The sequence below is a fragment of the Bordetella genomosp. 12 genome, from assembly GCF_002261355.1.
Classification (GTDB): domain Bacteria; phylum Pseudomonadota; class Gammaproteobacteria; order Burkholderiales; family Burkholderiaceae_B; genus Bordetella.
In genome coordinates this window covers 1,010,459-1,028,053 of record NZ_NEVU01000001.1, presented here as the reverse complement: position 1 = coordinate 1,028,053, position 17,595 = coordinate 1,010,459, and the positions used below count along the sequence as shown (strand labels likewise).

The following is a 17,595-nucleotide window of genomic DNA, read 5'->3' as shown; positions in this document are numbered from 1 at the left end:
CGGGCTTGTGCTTGCCCTCTCGTGCCGGCGTGCCGCGGCGCGCCCGCCGCGCTCAGCCGTGGCGCAACAGCGGCAACAGCGCCCGGCCCTGCCGCTCGATCTCGCTCAGATAAGGCGTATCGGAAAGCACGAACTGGGTGATGCCCAGATCCTGGTACTTCCGCAACGCCGCGGCCACTTCGGGCGCCGACCCCACCAGCCAGGTCGTGCCCGCCCCGCCGCCGCCATGCCGGCCCGGCGCGGTGTAGAGGTTGTCGTCCAGCACCTCGCCGCGCTGCTGCAAATCGAACAAACGGCGTTGGCCGACCGCCACCTCGCGGCGGTGATCGTGCCAGGCCCCGGTTTGCCCGAGCGCCATCTGGGCCACCCGCGCCTGGGCGTCGGCCCAGGCCTGCTCCGAGGTCTCGCGCACCACGGTGGTGATGCGCAGACCGAACTCCAGCGGCGCGTGTTCGCGCCCCAGCCGCGCCGACAGCGCCTTCAGGCGCGCGATGCGCTCGGCCAGGTCGGCCAGCGGCTCGCCCCAGAACAATTGCACATCAGCCTCGGTGGCGGCCACGCGCTCGGCCGCTTCGGAAGCGCCGCCGAAGTACAGCTTGGGATGCCGCCGCACGCCCCGCGTCACCACTTGGGGCCGCAGCCGGGCGTTGCGGGCCTGGAAGAACTCGCCCTCATAATTGACCGTTTCCTGCGTCCAGAGCCGGCGGGTCAACTGCATGAACTCGCGCGTGCGCGCATAGCGCTCGTGCTGCCCGCCCTCCGCATCGCCATAGGCCTGCAGATCATCCTTGCCCGAGACGATGTTCACGCGCACCCGGCCGCCGCTCAACTGATCCAGCGTGGCGGCCGCGGCGGCGAACTGCACTGGCCGCCAATACCCTGGCCGGATGGCGATGAGCGGCTCAAAACGCGTGCTGCGCGCCGCCAGCGCGGTGGCCACCGTGAACGTATCCGGCCGCCCCCAGCCCGCGCCCAGCAGCGCGCCGGTCCAGCCATGCTGTTCCACGGCGAGCGCGTGGCGCGTGAGCGTCTCGAGACTGTTGTGATCCTCGGTGGCCAGGTCGCCACGGTGCCCCGCATCGGAGTGATTGGGGATGTACCAGAGATATTCGGAAGTCGTCATGCGCGAAGCCGGCCCTGAAAAAACACCAGCTTGCCGCAAGGGGGCGCGCCGGTCGAAGACCGATCGCTTGGACGCTTATAGCCAGCGGCAATATTCGCCGCCGGCCGCGAACCCCGTCTGCGCAACTATGTATATAACCAAAATGAATGAAATATTGTCATTAACTTCCCTAAAATTATTAAGACATAAGCAATGCCCATAAAGGGCTACAGGACCACAGAATCATGTTGCGTAAGCTGTTTGCCACCGCCTTGCTGGCCGCCGGTCTGGGCACCGCCGCTCAGGCTGCCTCTCCCACGCTGGAAATCGGCTATCTGCCCATCCTGCCCGACGCTCAGCTCTTCGTCGCGCTGGAAGACGGCTCGCTGGCCGCCGGCGGCGTCACGCAGCCCAAACTGGTGCAATTCCAGAGCGGCCCGGCCCTGACCCAGGCCTTGATCGCCGGCCAGCTCGATGCGGCCTATGTCGGCATCGGGCCGGCCCTGGTGGCGCGCGCCAAGGGCGCCGATATCAAAGTGGTCGCTTCCAATATCGTCGAACAGGTCGGCGTGCTGGCGCTGGGGCCGCTGGCGCCGTACTTCGCCTCGGGCGATCCGTCCACCGCGTTTGCCCGCTTCGCCCACGACAAAGGCCGCAAGGCGGTCATCGCCAGCTACCCCAAGGGCGCGGTGCCCGAAGCCGCCCTGCAGTACTGGTTGCGCAACGTGCTGAAAGCCGACCTGGCCGATATCGACTTCGTGTACCAAGGCGAAGCTCAGATTCAGCAGTCGCTCATGACCGGCGCCATCGACGGGGCGGCCGTGCTCGAGCCCACCACCACCTCGGTGTTGCGTCGTCAACCCGAAGCGCGCGTGGTCGCGCGCGGCTCGCAGCTGTTCCCGAAACAGCCGGGCGCCGTGCTGCTCGTGCGTGAAAAGCTGATCAAGGAACATCCCGAGCTGGTGCAGGCCCTGGTGCGCGCGCAGATCGGCGCCACCGCGCTGCTGCGCGACGACCCGGCCAAGGCCGCCGGCTACGTGCAGAAATACGTCGGCGGCGGCCGCCTGCCGCAGGATTTGGTCGAGGCGTCCATCCGCAACTCGCGCGACCAGTTCGAAGCCGATCCGCGCGCCATCGTGAAAGCCACCGGGCAGCTGCAGGACTTCCAGGCCCAGTTGGGCACCCAGGCCGAACGCGTCGATGTCGATCAGCTCTTTGACACCAGCTTCTACGCCAAAGCCAAATGAACACCCGCGCAATCGCCCTGGCGCCGGCCGTGCCGCGCCGGCGGCTGTGGCCCCGGCGCATGATTTACGGCGCGCTGGGACTGCTGATTTTTCTTGCCATCTGGAAAGCGGCCCAGGTCTGGGAGTGGGCGCCGCGCGGCACCCTGCCCGACCCCTTTGCCCTGCCCGGCGCGCTGCTGCGTGAATGGCGCGACGGCCGGCTGCTGCCCGCCGTGGGCTCCAGTCTGGTGCATTACTTCTGGGGCCTGGCGCTGGGCACGCTGTTCGGATTCGGCGTCGGCCTGGCCGCCGCCACGACGCAACGCTTTGACATGCTGCAGGCCTGGCTGGCGCGCGTGCTGCGCCCCATCCCGCCCCTGGCCTGGGTGGTGTTCGCCATCGCCTGGTTCAAGGTCAGCCACGCCGGCGCGGCCTTCGTCATCGCCATCGGCGTGTTCTGGGTCAACTATTTCGCCACCTACGCGGCCGTGCGCAACGTCGATCCGCGCCTGTATGAACTGGCGCGCGCCTTCGGCCACGGCAGCTACCTGGCCCGCGCCTGGAGCATCACGCTGCCGGCCATTTCCCCGGGCGCGCTGGCCGGCGTGCGCGCCGGCATCGGCCAGGCCTGGATGACGCTGATCGCCGCCGAACTGCTGGGCGTGCCCGGCATGGGTCAGGAGATGAACGCCGCCGCGGGCGTGGGCGCCTACGACGCAGTCGTGGTCTATATGCTGACCATCTCGCTGGTGTATACGCTGTGCGATTTCGCCTACGGCCAACTGGAAAAACGGGTACTGCAATGGCGGCCGTGATGCGTTTCGAGAACTTCAGCTACACCCATCCCGGTGCGACCGCGCCGGTGATCCGCGGCCTGACGCTGGACATCCACGCCGGCAGCTTCGTGGCCATCGTCGGCGGCTCGGGCGTGGGCAAGTCCACCCTGCTGCGCGCGGCCGCCGGCCTGACCGAACCGGGCAGCGGCAGCGTGCGCTTCGAGGCCCGCCCCAAACCGGGCTGCCGCGCCCGCGCGGTGGTGTTCCAGGACAGCCGGCTCCTTCCGTGGCGCCGTGTCGGCGCCAATGTGGCCTATGGGCTGGAGGGACTGGGTCTGTCCGGCGAAGAAAAGCGCCACCGCGCGCGCCAGGCGCTGGCGCTGACCGGCATGGAAGGCCTGGACAACCGCTGGCCGCACCAGCTCTCCGGCGGGCAGGCCCAACGCGTGGGCATTGCCCGCGCCCTGGCCGTCAAACCGGATCTGCTGCTGATGGATGAACCCTTCAGCGCCGTCGACGCCATCACGCGCCGCATGCTGCAAGGCGAACTCATCCGCGCCTGGCAGAGCACGGGCGCGGCGGTGCTGTTCGTCACGCACGACATCGAAGAAGCCGTTTTCCTCGCCGACCGCGTCATCGTGCTGGGCGGCCATCCGGCCGGCGTGGCCGGCATCCACGACATCCCGCTGGCCCGCCCGCGCAACCGCGCGCTGCCGGACTTTGCCCAGAACGTGGCGCAAATCTCCCATATCCTCGAACATGCCTGACACCCTGCGCGTACTCATTCACGCTCCGACGGCCGACGCCCTGCGCCGCGCCCGCAACAACGCCGCCAATCTGCTCAAGGCCGACCCGCATGCCGAGGTCGAGATCGTGGTCAACGCCGCCGGCGTCGCGGCCGCCCTGGCCGAACCGCACGCCACCGACGCGCGCCTGCGCGTGTGCGCCAACACCCTGCTGGCCACGGGGGCCCAGGCGGCGCCCAATCTGAAGGTCGTGCCTGCCGCCGTCCTGTATCTGGCGCAAAAGCAGGCAGAAGGCTGGGCCTACATCCGCGCCTAGGCTGCGGCGCGGGCAGGCGGCGCGCCGCCTGTCCTTGCGCCTACTCGGGCTGTATCCCGGCCTGCTTCACCTTATCGCCCCACACTTTGAGCTGGCGCGCCACGAAGGGTTTCAGCGCCTCGGCCCGGGCCGGCGTGGGTTCGGCCCCCATGCGGCTGAGCTTTTCCTGCACTTCCGTGGACGACACCACCGCGTAGAGTTCCTCGGCCAGCTTGTCGCGCACCGCCGGCTCCATGCCCGCGGGCCCGAAGATGCCCACCCAGGCCGCCAGGTCAAAGCCCGGCTGACCCAGCGCCTCGGACACGCTGGGCAGATCCGGCGCCAACGCACTGCGTTTTTCCGTGGTCACGGCCAGCGCCCGCAGGCTGCCTGACTGGATCTGCCCCGCCGCCGAGGCCAGGTCGACGAACATGAACGTCGCCCGGCCGCCGATGATGTCCGTCATGGCTTGCGGCGTGCTCTTGTAGGGAATGGCCGCCGCGCGCATGCCCGTCTGCTTGTCGAACGAGGCGGCCGAAATCTGGCCGGTGCTGTTGCCGTAGGCATAGTTGACCTGATCGGGATGCGCCTTGCCGTAACTGATGAGCTCGGCCACGGTGCGCACCGGCAGCTTGCTGCTGACTGCCAGCACAAAGGGGAAGTTGCAGACCTGCACCAGCGGCGTGAAATCCTTGATCGGATCGTAGCGCAGGCTCTTGAACAGATAGGGGTTGGACGAATGCGTGGTGTTGGTCGCCAGCATGATGGTGTAGCCATCGGGCTGGGCGCGCGCCACCAGATCGGCGGCCACCTGGCCGGAAGCGCCCGGGCGGTTCTCCACGATCACGACCTGCCCCAACCGGGCCTGCAGGCGTTCGGCAATCATGCGCGCCACGATATCGCTGGCGCTGCCCGGGCCAAAGGCCGTCACCATCTTGATGGGCTGACTGGGATAAGGCGCCGCGTGCGCAGCCCCCCCCAACCCGCTGGCCAGAATGGCGGCCGCGCCGAGCCGCCGCAACAGAAAAGGCATCATTTAAGTCTCCTTGGTGGTCTGCGGCCCTTGTGCCGGGCCGTCGTTAAGACGTGCTAGCGGGTATCCGGCGCTCCGGCCAGAATGCGCAGCGCCTGCTTCAAATGGGGCCGGTCGAGCATCTCGCCATCCAGCTGCAAGGTGCCCACGCCGGGCGACTGATGAAACGCCTCGACGATGCGCCGGGCCCGCGCGACTTCGGCCTGATCCGGCGTAAACGCCTCGTTGATGACGGCCACCTGATCGGGGTGGATGGCGATCTTGCCCGTAAAACCCATGCGCCGCCCGCGCGTGGCGTCACGCCGCAAGGCCGCCTCGTCACGGAAATTCGCGCAGATGGTATCGATGGGGGCCACGCCCGCCGCATTGGCGCCCAGCAGGCACAGCGACCGGGCGAGCTGATAGCTGAAATCGTATTCCCCATCCTCGCCGCGGTTGCTGATGGCGCCTACCGCCGCGGCCAGATCCTCCGCGCCCCAGGTCAGCGCGCGCAACCGCGCACTGCAATCGCCATAGCTGCCCAGGCTGAACATCGCCTGCGGCGTTTCGGTGGCCACCGGAATGATGCCGATCCCGCCAGCCGGCAGATCGTCGCGGGCCTCGAGGGCGCGCAGATACAGATCCAGCGTCTGAATATCGGCCGGCCCTTCGCACTTGGGCAACAGAATGCCGTCGGGCCGGGCCCGCACCACGGCAGCCAGATCTTCCAGCGCCAGGCCCGAGTCCAAGGGGTTGACGCGCACCCACAGCGCGGGCCCGTCGCCCGGCCGCGCCGCCAGATACTCGCGCACCATGCCGCGCGCCAGCGGCAGGCGCGAGGCATCCACCGAATCCTCCAGATCCAGCACCAGGGCGTCGGCGCCACTGGCCTGGGCTTTGGCCAGTTTGCGCTCGCTATCTCCGGGGACGAACAACAACGATCTCAATGCCATGACTGCCTCCTTTACTTTCCTTGGAATACTGCCGGCCGCCGCTCGGCGAAAGCGGCCACGCCCTCGGCCACATCCTCCGAACCCTGCAAGAGCCGCAAAAAGAGTTGTTCCATGCGCAAGCCCTCGGCCAGGCTCAGGTCGCGGCTGCGTACCGCCAGCTCCTTGGCCGCCTGCACGGCCAGCGGCGCATTGGCCGCCAGGCGCCGCGCATAGTCCTGCGCGACCGTCATCAGCTCGGCGGCGGGCACCACTTCGTTGACGATGCCCCAGCGTTCGGCGCGAGCCGCGTCGAACGCATCGCCCAGCAACAGCAGCTCCATGGCAATGGCGTGCGGCAACTGGCGCGCCACGCGCTGCGTGCCGCCATTGGCCGGGAATGCGCCACGCTTGACCTCGGTCAGGCCAAAGCGGGCTTGCGGCACGCACAGGCGCAGATCGGTGGCCAGCAACAGCGTCATGCCGCCGCCCAGGCAATACCCGTTGACCGCGGCGACCACCGGTTTCCAGACTTCCAGCCCGCGGTTGAGCAACTGCCCCTGTTGCGTGAGCATGAGTTCGCTCAAAGTGGGCGGCGCGTTGACGAAGGACTTGAGGTCCGCGCCGGCGCAAAACGCCTGATCGCCCGCGCCGGTGATGATGGCCGCCCGCACCTGGGGATCGTCGCGGACCTGGCACCAGGCCTGCGACAGGGCCTCGTAATGCGCGTGGTCCAGCGCGTTGCGCCGTTCGGGACGATCGATGACGATGGTCGCCACCGCGTCCTGCACCTCATAGCGGATCGGCATCAGTCGGCCTCCGGCGCCTGCGCCGCCAGCGCGGCGAGAATCTCCTGCGTGTGCGCGCCCAGCGCAGGCGGCGGCGCGCTGGGTTGCGGGCGTTTGCCATCGAAGCGCAAGGGCTGCGACACCACCCGCAAGGGGCCGCGCTGGGCATCCTCGATGGTGTGCACCATGCCGCTGGCGGCCGTATGCGGGTGATCGATCAGTTCGCCGAGGCTGTGAATCGGCGCGCAAGGGATGCTGGCCTGCGCGAAGCGCGCGAGCCATTCATCGCGCGGGCGCTGGCCCAGCGCGGCCTGCACCAGTTCCAGCACCGCGTCGCGATGCAGCACCCGCTGGGCGTTCGTGGCATAGCGGGGATCATCGGCCAGGGCCGGCTGGCCGATCTCGCGGCAGAAGGCCTGCCACAGGCTATCGTTGGCCACGCCCAGCAAAAAGGGGCCATCGGCCGCATCGAACACCTGATACGGGCAGAGCGACTCGTGCGCCGAGCCCCACCGGCGCGGTTCGGTGCCGCGCTCCCAGTAACTCTGCATCACATAACCCATAAAACCCACGGCCGTGTCGAACAGCGAAGCCTCGATGCGGCAACCGCGGCCATCGCGTTCGCGGCGCAGCAGCGCCGCCACGATGCCCATGCCCGCATGCATGCCGGTGGCCTGATCGATGGGCGAGATCGGGCTGCGCACCGGCGAGCCTTTTTCTTCGCCCGTCAGGGCCATCATCCCGCTGAAGGCCTGCAGAATGACGTCATAACCTTTGGCGTTGCTCAGCGGCCCCTGGCTGCCGAAGCCGGAAATACTGCAATAGACGATGTCCTCGCGCAGTTCGCGCGCGCTCTCGTAGTCGATGCCCAAGCGGCGCGCCACGCCGGGGCCGTAGCTCTCGACCACCACGTCGGCGCTGGCGATGAGCTGGCGCGCGGCGTCGCGCCCCTGCGGCGTCTTCAAATCCAGCACCACGCTGCGCTTGTTGCGATTGGCGCTCAGAAACACCGTTCCGTCGCCGTCGCGAAACGGCGGCCAGCGCCGCGTATCGTCGCCTTGCGCCGGCTCCACCTTGATGACATCGGCGCCCATGTCTCCCAGGTACTGGGTGCACAGCGGCCCGGCCAGCACCTTGGAGAAATCCACCACGCGCATACCCTGCAAAGCATCCATGCTCTCGCTCTCCCGGTTCAGAACGCGACCTGATCGCGGCCCTTGGTCTGAATCATGGCGCGCGCCTCATCCGGCGTGGCCACCTCGAGCGACAGCTCTTGCAGAATGCGCCGTATCCGGGCGACCTGGTCGGCATTGGAGCTGGCCAGTTGCCCGCGCCCGAGATACAGGCTGTCCTCCATCCCCACGCGCACATTGCCGCCCAGCAACGCGCTGGCCGTCACGAACGACATCTGATGCCGGCCCGCGGCCAGCACCGAGAGGTAGTAGTCGTCGCCGAACAACCGGTCGGCGATCAGGCGCATATGCATCAGGTTGTCGTGATCCGCGCCGATGCCGCCGAGAATGCCGAAGATGCACTGCAGAAAAAACGGCGGCTTGGCCAGGCCGCGATCGACGAAATGCGCCAGGTTGTAGAGATGCCCCACGTCATAGCATTCGAACTCGAAACGGGTTCCCTGCTCGGACAGCGTGCGCAGGCCATGCTCGATCTGATTGAACGTGTTCGAGAGAATGAAGTCGCGCGTCATCTCCAGATAGGGCTTTTCCCAGGCATGCTTGAACTGGCTGATGCGCTCGCCCGCGCCGGCGATATTGAAATTCAGCGAGCCCATGTTCATCGACGCCACTTCGGGCTGGGCCCAACGCGCCGGCGCCAGGCGCTGCTCCAGCGACATGCCCAGGCCGCCGCCCGTGGTGATGTTGATGATCGCGTCGCTGCGCGCCTTGATCTGCGGCAGGAATTCCGCGAAGCGCTCCGGCGTCTGGTCGGGCTGGCCGGTCTGCGGATCGCGCGCGTGCAGGTGCACCATGGCCGCGCCGGCTTCGGCCGCGGCCACGGCTTCGTCAGCGATCTGTTGCGGGGTGATCGGCAGATGCGGCGACATGGTCGGGGTATGGATGGACCCCGTCACCGCGCAGGTGATGATGACTTTCGGCGCTTTGCGCATGGCTGTCTCCTCCGGCCCGACTGGGCTCAATACGATTTGGGCAGGCCCAGCACCTTCTCGGCGATATGGCAGAGAATGAGCTGTGGCGACACCGGCGCGATGCGCGGCAGCATCGCTTCGCGCAGGTACCGTTCGACGTGGTATTCCTTGGCATAGCCCATGCCGCCATGGGTCAGCACGGCGGTTTCGCAGGCCCGGAACCCCGCCTCGGCGCAGAAGAACTTCGCCGCGTTGGCTTCGGCCGCGCAGGGCTTGCCCTGGTCATAGAGCCAGGCCGCGCGGCGATAAAGCAGCTCGGCGGCCTCCAGATCCACCCAGCGTTCGGCCAAGGGATGCTGCACGCCCTGGTTCTTGCCGATGGGGCGGTCGAACACGACGCGCTCGGCGGCATAACCGACGGCGCGGCGCAACGCCGCGCGCCCCAGCCCGGTCGCCTCGGCCGCCAGCAGCACGCGCTCCGGATTCAGGCCATGCAGAATGTAGGAAAAGCCCATGCCCTCTTCGCCGATCCGGTCCGCCACGGGCACCTCCAGGCCGTCGATGAACAGCTCGTTGGAGTCCACGGCCTTGCGCCCCATCTTCTCGATCTCGCGCACGCTGATACGGCTGCGGTCCAGATCGGTATAAAACAGGCTCAGCCCGCGCGTCGGTTCGCTGACTTCCTCCAGCGGCGTGGTGCGGGCCAGCAACAGGATCTTGCTGGCCACTTGCGCGGTCGAAATCCAGATCTTCTGCCCGTTGACGACATAGCGGTCGCCCTGACGGCGCGCCAGGGTGCGCAGCTTGAGCGTGTTCAAGCCCGTATTGGGCTCGGTCACGCCGAAGCAGGCTTTGTGATCGCCGCGGATGATGGGCGGCAGCCAGCGTTCTTTCTGGGCGGCGCTGCCGTGCACCACCACCGGATGCAGCCCGAAAACATTCATGTGGATGGCCGAGGCCCCGCTCAGGCCGGCGCCGCTGGCGCTGACCGTCTCCATCATGAGGGCGGCTTCCTGGATGCCCAGGCCCGCGCCACCGTATTCCGCGGGCATGGCGATGCCCAGCCAGCCGGCGTCGGCCATGGCGCGGTAGAAGTCCTCGGGAAACCCGCCTTCGCGGTCGCGTTCCAGCCAGTAATCATCATCGAAACGAGCGACGGTCTGGCCCACGGCCTCGCGGATGGCCTGCTGATCGGCGTTAAGCGCAAAATCCATGATCGCGGCTCCGCTTCAGGCCGGCTGGCGCAGCATCAGCGCCACGCGGCGGCACGAGGCCACCAGCTCGTTGCGCTGATTGAAGGCCTGATGCTCGAACACCACGATGCCGTTGTCCGGCCGCGACTTGCTGTCGCGCAGCTCGAGCACGGCGCTCTCCACCCGCACGGTGTCGCCCACGAACACCGGCCGCGGAAAGCGCACCTCGTCCCAGCCCAGATTGCCCACCGTGGTCCCCAGCGTGGTGTCTCCCACCGAGATCCCCACCATCAGGCCCAGGGTGAAGGCGCTGTTGACCAGCGGCCGGCCGAATTCCGTGCCCCGCGCATACTCGGCATCCAGGTGGATGGCGGCAGGATTGTGGGTCATGGTGGTAAAGAGCACGTTGTCCGTCTCGGTCACCGTGCGGCGGATGTCGTGCGTGAAGCGCTGCCCGACCTGGAACTGCTCGAAATACAACCCTGCCATCGTGTCTCCTTCGTGATGCTGGCGCATCGTTTTTTTGTAAGCTACCATATTGTATGCATGCATACTATATAAGGAATAACCCGAGGAGAGAGGCATGAATCGACAAGTCGTTCTGGTCAGCCGGCCGCACGGCATCCCGCAGGCCGAGCATTTCGCCATCCGCTCGGCGCCCCTGCCCACCCTGCAGCCTGGCCAGGCCCTGGTGCGCAATCGCTATCTGTCCGTCGACCCGGCCATGCGGGGCTGGGTCAATGCCGCGGCCAATTACGCCGATCCGGTGGCCATCGGCGCGGTCATGCGCGCCTTCGCCGCCGGCGAAGTCATCGCTTCGCGCAACGACGCGCTGCCGCAAGGCACGCGGGTCATGGGTATGCTCGGCTGGCAGGACTACGCCGTCACCGACGGCAGCGATCTGCGGCGCATCGTGCGCGAAGACGATCTGCCCCTGTCGCTGTCGCTGGGGGTGCTCGGCATCAACGGCCTGACCGCCTATTTCGCCTTGCGCACCCTCGGCCAGCCCGCAGCCGGCGACACAGTGGTGGTGTCGACGGCCGCCGGCGCCGTGGGCTCCATCGTGGGCCAGTTGGCCAAGCAGGCGGGCTGCCGCGTCGTGGGGATTGCCGGCGGCGCGGAAAAGTGCCGCCTGTGCATCAGCGAATTTGGCTATGACGCGGCGCTGGACTACCATGCGGACGATCTGGGCGCGGCGCTCGATGCGGCCTGCCCCGATGGCATCGATGTGTACTTCGACAACACGGCCGGGCGCATCAGCGACGCGGTGCTGCCCCGCATCCGCCGGCATGCGCGCATCATCGTCTGCGGCACCGCCTCGGTGGCCAGTTGGGATCCCTGGCCCCAAGGGCCCCGCGTCGAGCGGCACCTGCTCAACAAGGCCGCCCGCATGGCGGGATTTCTGGTCTGGGATTACGAAGACCGCTACGACGAAGCCATCGCGGCGCTGGCCCCGCTGGTGCGCAGCGGTGCGCTACGCTATAGAGAAGAAATCCAGCAGGGATTGCAGTGCGCGCCGGGCGCCATCGCCGATCTCTACGCCGGGCGCAACCTGGGCAAGCGCCTCATTCAGCTGGAAGATCCCTCATGACGTCCGCGACCCTTTCCATGGCAGAAAACACACCGACAGACCCGCCCGCGCGCGAAGCGCTCCAGGAAAACTGGGATCAGCGCCTGGGCTTTCTCATGCATGATGTCTCGCGCCTGCGCCGCAAGGTCTTCGACGAAGTCATGAAACCCGAAGGCATCACGCGTTCGCAATGGTGGGTCATGGCCCACCTCTCCCGGCACGACGGCATGTCGCAAAGCGATCTGGCCGAACGTCTGGACCTGGGCCGCGCCGCGCTGGGCGGCCTGGTCGACCGGCTCGAGGCCGCCGGGCTGGTGCGGCGCGGCGCCGATGAGCAGGACCGGCGCGCCAAACTGGTTTTCCTGACGCAGGAAGGCAGCTCCGTGATCGAGCGCATGCGCCTGAAAAGCGATCAGATGAGCGAGGCCATCCTCCATGGCTTAAGCCGGCAGCAGCGCACGCAGCTCGCCGAGATGCTCAGCCTGGTCAAAGCCAATCTGCTGGCCTTCGACGAACTGCCCGCCGGCTGAGGCGGGGGCCGCTGCTATACTTTTTTCAGCGCCGCCCCTACTCAGACATCGCGTGAATCCACCCCCGCTGCCAGGCCAGCTCGCCTTCCTGCACGAGATCGACCAGCTCAAGCGCATCGTGCGCCAGACGACGCTCATCGATGCGTCGCGCCGCGAAAACAGCGCCGAGCACTCCTGGCATCTGGCCATGTACGCGCTCACCCTGGCCGAACACGCGGCCGCGCCCGTCGATGTGCTGCGCGTGATCAAGATGCTGCTGATTCACGACATCGTCGAGATCGACGCCGGTGACGCCCCCTTTCATGACGCGGCGGCGCAGGCCGGCCAGGCCGAGCGCGAGCAGGCCGCGGCGCGGCGCCTCTTCTCCTTGTTGCCGCCCGCGCAAGGCGAGCCGCTGCGCGCACTGTGGCAAGAGTTCGAAGCCGGCGCCAGCGCCGATGCCCGCTTCGCCAAGGCGCTGGATCGGCTACAGCCGCTGCTGCACAACGTCGCCACCGGCGGCGGCACCTGGAATGCCGCGCAACTGAGCGAAGCCCAGGTCATGGCGCGGTATGGCCCGGTGATCGAGCGCGGCGCGCCCGCGCTCTGGCACGCGGCCGCCTCACAGGTGCGCGCCCACTTTCACTCCTCTTCCCCTCTCTTCAAGGACGCCAGCCGCATGCTGCGTATCGAAAACCTGAGCAAGCGCTACGCCGACCACCTCGTCTTCGAGGGGCTGACGCAAGACTTCGGCCCGGGCTGCGTGGCCTTGTGCGAACAGGAAAGCACCGGCAAAAGCACTCTGCTGAAACTCATCGCCGGCGTCATGACGCCCGATACGGGCAAGATCTGGATAGGCGGGCACGATCTGGCGGGCGAGCCGCAAGCGGCCCGTGCGCGCCTGGCTTACGTCCCCGACGATTGCCTGGCGTTTCCCGAGCAGACCGGGCTGGGCCTGCTCAGGCAGACCGCCGCCGATAAGCAGGTCGCGCTCGATGACAGCGTCATCGATCTGGCGCGGCGGCTGGGCCTCGAACCGCATCTGGCAAAGCGCTTCGAGCAAATGTCCACCGGCACGCGCCGCAAGGTTTATCTGGCGGCGGCGGCCATCGGCGCGCCGGCCGTCGTCCTCGCCGATGGCCCCAGCCAGGGCTTGGACGCCCCGGCCCGCGAGGTGCTGGCCGAGACCTTGCGCGACTGGGCGCGCGACCGCGTGGTGCTGTTTGCCAGCCATGACCCGGAACTGGTCGCGGCCTGCGGCGCCCGCCTGGCCGACGTCGGCGCGCTGCGCCACCGCAACGCGCCCTGAAGGGCTTATTGCGGTTCGATCTTGGCGTCGACGGCGCGCTGGGTCCAGATCTGACGCTGCGTCTGCGCAAACGCCTTGTGCTCGTCGACCGTATTGGGCGAGACCTGCATGCCCAGCGATTCGAAACGTTGCACCACGTCCGGCTCGCGCAGAATGTCGGCCACCTCTTTGTTCAGGCGCTGCACGATGGCATCGGGCACACCGGCCGGCGCGGCCACCCCGACCCAGACCACCAGATCGAAATTCTTGTACCCCAGTTCGCCCAGCGTAGGCACCTTGGGGAAATCCTTGGCGCGCTCGTGCCCGGTAAAGGCCAGCCCGCGCAGCTTGCCGCTTTGCATGAAAGACGTCACGACCGACAGATCCGCGAACAGATAGTCGACATGGCCGCCCAGCAGATCGGTCACCGCCGGCGGCTGGCTCTTGTACGGCACGGCGTTGGCGGCCGCGCCGGCCACGGTGTTGAAGGTCGCGCCCGCGATCTGGCTGGTGGGCGAACCGTAGGCGTAGTTCAAGGGCTTGCTTTGCGTCGCCTTGACCAGCGCCTGCAGCGTATCGTAGGGCGCGTCCTCGCGCACCACCAGCATCATGGGGATGGTCGCGATGCGGATGATGTGGACAAAGTCGCCCGTGGGATCGAAAGGCAGCTTGCGAAACAGCGCCGGCGTGGCCGAATGCGTCGAGCTGCTGGTCAGGATCAGCGTGTAGCCGTCGGGCTGGGCGCGCGCGGCGAACGACGCGCCGATCGTGCCCGAGGCGCCAGGCTTGTTCTCGATCACGATGGGCACGTTCAGGCGCGGGCCGAGCTTCTCGGAAATGATGCGCGCGCTGGTATCGGTGGCGCTGCCCGGCGAGAACGGCACCACGATGGTGATGGGTTTGTCGGGATAGCCGGCCGGCTCCGCGGCGGCGGCCAGCGTGCTGCTCAGCGTCAGGCCGCTCAAGGCCAATACGCCGACGGCGCGGCTCAGGAAGGTGCGCTTCATCATTGTTGTCTCCTGTGGACCTCGGGGCCCTCTTGCTTGAGACCGTATGATGCGCGCCGACCGTTTATCCCAACAAGAGACTAATTTTCATAGACTCATTCCGGTTCGGGATCAATCTTCCTCGGCCTCGCGCTGACGCAGCGCCTGCTCGGTTTCGTGCAGAAACGCCGACGCCGCCATCGACAGGCGGGCGTTGTGCCGCTGGATCAGCCACAGCTCGTGGCCATGGCGGCGCGCGCCGTCGATGTCCAGCACCCGCAGGCCCAGTTCACGGGCGAGGCCGCGCGCATAGCCCGGCACCACGGTGATGCCCAGCCCCGCGCCGACCAGCTTGAGCACCGAGGTCAGCATCCCCGCTTCGATACGGTAATCGAAGGCAAGGTGCAGATCCGCCGCCACACGATCCAGACTGCGCCTGACGCTATACACATTGCGCAGCATGATCAGCTCGTGGCGCGCCACCTCGGCCCAGGACACGGCGCGCTGCCGCGCCAGCGCATGGTCGGCCGCGCACACCGCGAACATGGTGTCGCGGTAAATGACCCGCGTGCTGAGTTCCGCGGCGGGCGTTTCCAGCGACACGATGCCGAAATCGGCATGGCCATTGCGCACATGCTCGATGGTGTCATCGGTGGACAATTCGAAGAGATCCAGCTTCACGCTGGGATGGGCGCGGTGATAGGCGGTCACGACCTCGCCCAACAGGCCCACCATCATGAGCGGCGAGGTTGCCACGCCCACCCGGCCGCGCTCCAGGCTGCGCAACCCCGACATGCTGCGCTCGGCCGCGCGCACCGTGCCCAGAATTTCCTGCGCATAGGCGTAGAAATCCGCCGCTCCGTCGCAGGGCGTGACGCTGCGGGTCGAGCGCTCGAACAGCGGCTGGCCGACCTCGGCCTCGAGTTCGGCACAGAGTTTGCTGACGGCCGATTGCGTCACGAAGGCCGCGCGGGCGGCCGCCGTGAAACTGCGCAATTCATACAGCGCGCAAAAGACGCGCAATTGCTTGAGGGTGATGTTCATGATCGCGGCCGCGCCCCGGACCGCCGGGCAGAAGCTAGAGCATATCGCGATCGGCATCCTGCTGCGGCGCCAGGCGCCGCAGCTCGCCCGGCGTGCGCGAAAAGCGTACAGGAATGGCGGTCGCCAACAGACTGCCCTCGGTGGGATGCTCCACCGGTTGAAAGAAACCCGTGGCGCGCAGATGCGGGTCGTCCAGCAGCGACTCCGGCGTATTGACGCGCGAATGCGGGATATCCGCGTCGGCCAGCAAGGCCAGCCACGTCTCGGTATCGCGGCTGGCCACGATGTCCGCCAGGTCCTGATACAGGGCGTCGAAGTGGCGCGCGCGCGTGGCGGCATCCCCATAGCGCGCGTCGGCCGCCAGATCGGGCCGCTGCGCCAGCGCGAAAAAGCGCGTCCATTGGGCATCCGTATAGGGCAGCAGCGCCAGATAGCCGTCACGCGTGCGATACGGCCGGCGCTGCGGCGAAAGCACCCGGCTGTAACCCATGGGCCCGCTCGGCGGCACGAAGGTGTGCCCGCTCATATGCTCGATCAAGGTGAACGAGACCATGGTCTCGAACATCGGCACCTCGATGGCCTGCCCCTGGCCGGAACGCTCGCGCTCGTACAGCGCCATGGGGATGGCATAGGCCAGCGTCAAACCCGCGACCTTGTCGGCCAGGATGGTATTCACATACGCCGGGGCGCCGCCATTGCGCCCCTGCAGGTCGGCCATGCCGCTCATGGCCTGGATGATGTCGTCGAAGGCCGGATGCGCGGCGTAGGGGCCGTCCTGGCCGAAGCCCACGGCCGAACAGTGAATCAACCGCGGATAGCGCGCGCACAGCGCCGCCGCGTCCAGGCCCAGCCGGGCCAGGGCCGCCGTGCGCACATTGGAGACAAAGACGTCGGCCCCAGCGATCAGCGTCAGCAGGCGGTCCCGGTCGGCGGGCTGCTTGGCGTCCAGCGTCACGCTGGCCTTGTTGCGATTCAGGTTGAGATAGGCCGGCCCCATGCCTGCATGCCGGGCCGGCGCAGACGTGCGAAAGACATCGCCGTCCGGCGCTTCGACCTTGATGACCTCGGCGCCCATATCGCCCAGGATCTGCGTGGCGTAAGGCCCCATGGCCACCGACGTCATGTCGATGATCCGCACTCCCTGCAACGGCCCTGCCATCACTTGGCTTCCTTATGCTGTTTGCGCGCGACGAATGGCGCCATGTAACGCCGAGGCTCGTCCGTGGTGAACGCCTCGCCGAAAGCGGCCACGCTGCGGTCCAGACCGGCCTGCACCGTGGAGGCGCTCCAGTAACGCAACAGCGCCTTCTGCGAACGTACCGCAAGCGGGCCGCTGGCGGCAATGGGTGCGACCGTCTTTTCGACCAGCTCGTCCAGGGCGCCCTGCTCGCTGACGAACTCCACATAGCCCCATTGCAGCGCCTGCCCGGCGTCCACCGTTTCGCCGGTCAACAGCAGCCAATTGGTCGGGCCCGGTCCAATCAGCGCCGGCAACAACACGGCATGGATGACCGAAGGAATGCCCACGCGCACCTCCGGCATGCCGAAGACCGCGTCCTCATTGGCCAGGCGAATATCGCAGGCGGCGGCCAGTTCCATGCCGGCGCCCAGGCAGAAGCCCGGGATGCGGGCGATGGTGGGCACCGGAATATCGGCCACGGCGTCACAGAGATCGCGCAGCCGCGTGATGAACACCCGCGCGCCTTGCGGATCGAGCTCGGCCATTTCATAGATATTGGCCCCGCCCACGAACGCGCGCTCGCCGCTGCCGCGGATGATGACGGCGCGCGCATCCGCCTGCGCGGCGATCCAGCGCACCGCCTCGGTGAGGCTGAGCGTCACGGCGGAGGCCAGAATATTCAGGCTCTTGGCGTCATGGATGCACAGCGTATAGACGCCGCGCGCATCGCGGCTGATGCGGGCGTGGGCAAAATCGGGGATGGCGGCGGGGGTGCTCATGGACAGGCTCCAGCTAGGGTGATGCCGCCGATGCTACGGGCGCCCTTTGATCACAACAAGCGAGTAAT

19 protein-coding genes and 1 pseudogene are annotated in these 17,595 nt (G+C 67.6%); 8 read left to right on the top strand and 12 right to left on the bottom strand.

The features are described from left to right. Positions 1-52: 52 nt before the first annotated feature. Entirely contained in the window at positions 53-1,123 is a 1,071-nt protein-coding gene (locus CAL22_RS04820) for an LLM class flavin-dependent oxidoreductase (protein WP_094810825.1), read from the bottom strand. Positions 1,124-1,347: 224 nt separating this feature from the next. Here CAL22_RS04820 and CAL22_RS04815 point away from each other — a divergent pair, with 224 nt between their 5' ends. The 4 genes from CAL22_RS04815 to CAL22_RS04800 are packed head-to-tail and all read left to right on the top strand — an operon-like array spanning position 1,348 to position 4,166. Further along, positions 1,348-2,349, top strand: coding sequence for an ABC transporter substrate-binding protein (locus tag CAL22_RS04815; RefSeq protein WP_094810824.1), 1,002 nt, complete (start codon positions 1,348-1,350; stop codon positions 2,347-2,349). A gap of 59 nt (positions 2,350-2,408) precedes the next feature. Further along, positions 2,409-3,143, top strand: coding sequence for an ABC transporter permease (locus CAL22_RS04810; RefSeq protein WP_094811128.1), 735 nt, complete (start codon positions 2,409-2,411; stop codon positions 3,141-3,143). Further along, positions 3,131-3,871, top strand: a complete 741-nt coding sequence (locus CAL22_RS04805) for an ABC transporter ATP-binding protein (protein ID WP_094810823.1) — start codon at positions 3,131-3,133, stop codon at positions 3,869-3,871. The genes CAL22_RS04810 and CAL22_RS04805 overlap by 13 nt, the downstream gene beginning before the upstream one ends. After that, positions 3,864-4,166, top strand: coding sequence for a hypothetical protein (locus CAL22_RS04800; protein WP_094810822.1), 303 nt, complete (start codon positions 3,864-3,866; stop codon positions 4,164-4,166). The genes CAL22_RS04805 and CAL22_RS04800 overlap by 8 nt, the downstream gene beginning before the upstream one ends. 40 nt (positions 4,167-4,206) lie before the next feature. Here the strand turns inward: CAL22_RS04800 and CAL22_RS04795 are convergent, their stop codons facing one another. The 7 genes from CAL22_RS04795 to CAL22_RS04765 are packed head-to-tail and all read right to left on the bottom strand — an operon-like array spanning position 4,207 to position 10,660. Next, entirely contained in the window at positions 4,207-5,181 is a 975-nt protein-coding gene (locus CAL22_RS04795) for a Bug family tripartite tricarboxylate transporter substrate binding protein (protein WP_244193779.1), read from the bottom strand. Between the two features lie 53 nt (positions 5,182-5,234). Then, positions 5,235-6,110, bottom strand: coding sequence for an HpcH/HpaI aldolase/citrate lyase family protein (locus CAL22_RS04790; protein WP_094810821.1), 876 nt, complete (start codon positions 6,108-6,110; stop codon positions 5,235-5,237). A gap of 11 nt (positions 6,111-6,121) precedes the next feature. Next, on the bottom strand, positions 6,122-6,895 hold the full coding sequence (locus tag CAL22_RS04785) for an enoyl-CoA hydratase/isomerase family protein (protein ID WP_094810820.1): 774 nt from the start codon (positions 6,893-6,895) through the stop codon (positions 6,122-6,124). After that, positions 6,895-8,049: a CaiB/BaiF CoA transferase family protein gene (locus tag CAL22_RS04780; RefSeq protein WP_094810819.1), complete on the bottom strand. Its 1,155-nt coding sequence runs from the start codon at positions 8,047-8,049 to the stop codon at positions 6,895-6,897. Before CAL22_RS04780 ends, CAL22_RS04785 begins: the two co-directional genes overlap by 1 nt. A 17-nt stretch (positions 8,050-8,066) precedes the next feature. Next, a complete protein-coding gene (locus CAL22_RS04775) occupies positions 8,067-8,999 on the bottom strand; it encodes a 3-keto-5-aminohexanoate cleavage protein (protein ID WP_094810818.1) in 933 nt (310 codons plus the stop codon). A gap of 26 nt (positions 9,000-9,025) precedes the next feature. Next, positions 9,026-10,192 carry an acyl-CoA dehydrogenase family protein gene (locus tag CAL22_RS04770; RefSeq protein ID WP_094810817.1) on the bottom strand — a complete coding sequence of 389 codons (1,167 nt, stop codon included), beginning with the start codon at positions 10,190-10,192 and terminating at the stop codon, positions 9,026-9,028. A 15-nt stretch (positions 10,193-10,207) separates the two neighbouring features. Then, the gene (locus tag CAL22_RS04765; RefSeq protein WP_094810816.1) at positions 10,208-10,660 is read right to left on the bottom strand and encodes a MaoC family dehydratase; all 453 of its coding nucleotides are present in this window, start codon (positions 10,658-10,660) and stop codon (positions 10,208-10,210) included. A 94-nt stretch (positions 10,661-10,754) separates the two neighbouring features. Between CAL22_RS04765 and CAL22_RS04760 the strand changes: the two genes are divergently transcribed. The 4 genes and pseudogenes from CAL22_RS04760 (at position 10,755) to CAL22_RS21250 (ending at position 13,559) form a co-directional block, all read left to right on the top strand. Continuing rightward, entirely contained in the window at positions 10,755-11,762 is a 1,008-nt protein-coding gene (locus CAL22_RS04760; protein ID WP_094810815.1) for an NADP-dependent oxidoreductase, read from the top strand. Then, positions 11,759-12,271, top strand: coding sequence for a MarR family winged helix-turn-helix transcriptional regulator (locus CAL22_RS04755; protein WP_094810814.1), 513 nt, complete (start codon positions 11,759-11,761; stop codon positions 12,269-12,271). Before CAL22_RS04760 ends, CAL22_RS04755 begins: the two co-directional genes overlap by 4 nt. Before the next feature lie 52 nt (positions 12,272-12,323). After that, a pseudogene (locus CAL22_RS21255) lies at positions 12,324-12,800 on the top strand (HD domain-containing protein); the annotation flags it as partial. Between the two features lie 129 nt (positions 12,801-12,929). Continuing rightward, positions 12,930-13,559: an ABC transporter ATP-binding protein gene (locus CAL22_RS21250; protein ID WP_244193801.1), complete on the top strand. Its 630-nt coding sequence runs from the start codon at positions 12,930-12,932 to the stop codon at positions 13,557-13,559. Between the two features lie 5 nt (positions 13,560-13,564). Here CAL22_RS21250 and CAL22_RS04745 read toward each other — a convergent pair whose 3' ends face one another. From CAL22_RS04745 to CAL22_RS04730, 4 genes are all read right to left on the bottom strand, one after another. Next, positions 13,565-14,548, bottom strand: a complete 984-nt coding sequence (locus tag CAL22_RS04745) for a Bug family tripartite tricarboxylate transporter substrate binding protein (protein WP_094810812.1) — start codon at positions 14,546-14,548, stop codon at positions 13,565-13,567. Between the two features lie 108 nt (positions 14,549-14,656). Further along, positions 14,657-15,568: a LysR family transcriptional regulator gene (locus tag CAL22_RS04740; RefSeq protein WP_094810811.1), complete on the bottom strand. Its 912-nt coding sequence runs from the start codon at positions 15,566-15,568 to the stop codon at positions 14,657-14,659. Positions 15,569-15,602: 34 nt separating this feature from the next. Continuing rightward, complete coding sequence (locus CAL22_RS04735) at positions 15,603-16,727, bottom strand: CaiB/BaiF CoA transferase family protein (protein WP_094810810.1); 1,125 nt, start codon at positions 16,725-16,727, stop codon at positions 15,603-15,605. Beyond that, positions 16,727-17,527, bottom strand: coding sequence for an enoyl-CoA hydratase (locus CAL22_RS04730; protein ID WP_094810809.1), 801 nt, complete (start codon positions 17,525-17,527; stop codon positions 16,727-16,729). Before CAL22_RS04730 ends, CAL22_RS04735 begins: the two co-directional genes overlap by 1 nt. Positions 17,528-17,595: the final 68 nt, after the last annotated feature.

What these genes read in the sequence shown, in the direction of transcription:
- CAL22_RS04820 (WP_094810825.1), bottom strand. Translation starts at nt 1,123, where the DNA reads ATGACGACTTCCGAATATCTCTGGTACATCCCCAATCACTCCGATGCG.
- CAL22_RS04815 (WP_094810824.1), top strand. Translation starts at nt 1,348, where the DNA reads ATGTTGCGTAAGCTGTTTGCCACCGCCTTGCTGGCCGCCGGTCTGGGC.
- CAL22_RS04810 (WP_094811128.1), top strand. Translation starts at nt 2,409, where the DNA reads ATGATTTACGGCGCGCTGGGACTGCTGATTTTTCTTGCCATCTGGAAA.
- CAL22_RS04805 (WP_094810823.1), top strand. Translation starts at nt 3,131, where the DNA reads ATGGCGGCCGTGATGCGTTTCGAGAACTTCAGCTACACCCATCCCGGT.
- CAL22_RS04800 (WP_094810822.1), top strand. Translation starts at nt 3,864, where the DNA reads ATGCCTGACACCCTGCGCGTACTCATTCACGCTCCGACGGCCGACGCC.
- CAL22_RS04795 (WP_244193779.1), bottom strand. Translation starts at nt 5,181, where the DNA reads ATGATGCCTTTTCTGTTGCGGCGGCTCGGCGCGGCCGCCATTCTGGCC.
- CAL22_RS04790 (WP_094810821.1), bottom strand. Translation starts at nt 6,110, where the DNA reads ATGGCATTGAGATCGTTGTTGTTCGTCCCCGGAGATAGCGAGCGCAAA.
- CAL22_RS04785 (WP_094810820.1), bottom strand. Translation starts at nt 6,895, where the DNA reads ATGCCGATCCGCTATGAGGTGCAGGACGCGGTGGCGACCATCGTCATC.
- CAL22_RS04780 (WP_094810819.1), bottom strand. Translation starts at nt 8,049, where the DNA reads ATGGATGCTTTGCAGGGTATGCGCGTGGTGGATTTCTCCAAGGTGCTG.
- CAL22_RS04775 (WP_094810818.1), bottom strand. Translation starts at nt 8,999, where the DNA reads ATGCGCAAAGCGCCGAAAGTCATCATCACCTGCGCGGTGACGGGGTCC.
- CAL22_RS04770 (WP_094810817.1), bottom strand. Translation starts at nt 10,192, where the DNA reads ATGGATTTTGCGCTTAACGCCGATCAGCAGGCCATCCGCGAGGCCGTG.
- CAL22_RS04765 (WP_094810816.1), bottom strand. Translation starts at nt 10,660, where the DNA reads ATGGCAGGGTTGTATTTCGAGCAGTTCCAGGTCGGGCAGCGCTTCACG.
- CAL22_RS04760 (WP_094810815.1), top strand. Translation starts at nt 10,755, where the DNA reads ATGAATCGACAAGTCGTTCTGGTCAGCCGGCCGCACGGCATCCCGCAG.
- CAL22_RS04755 (WP_094810814.1), top strand. Translation starts at nt 11,759, where the DNA reads ATGACGTCCGCGACCCTTTCCATGGCAGAAAACACACCGACAGACCCG.
- CAL22_RS21250 (WP_244193801.1), top strand. Translation starts at nt 12,930, where the DNA reads ATGCTGCGTATCGAAAACCTGAGCAAGCGCTACGCCGACCACCTCGTC.
- CAL22_RS04745 (WP_094810812.1), bottom strand. Translation starts at nt 14,548, where the DNA reads ATGATGAAGCGCACCTTCCTGAGCCGCGCCGTCGGCGTATTGGCCTTG.
- CAL22_RS04740 (WP_094810811.1), bottom strand. Translation starts at nt 15,568, where the DNA reads ATGAACATCACCCTCAAGCAATTGCGCGTCTTTTGCGCGCTGTATGAA.
- CAL22_RS04735 (WP_094810810.1), bottom strand. Translation starts at nt 16,727, where the DNA reads ATGGCAGGGCCGTTGCAGGGAGTGCGGATCATCGACATGACGTCGGTG.
- CAL22_RS04730 (WP_094810809.1), bottom strand. Translation starts at nt 17,527, where the DNA reads ATGAGCACCCCCGCCGCCATCCCCGATTTTGCCCACGCCCGCATCAGC.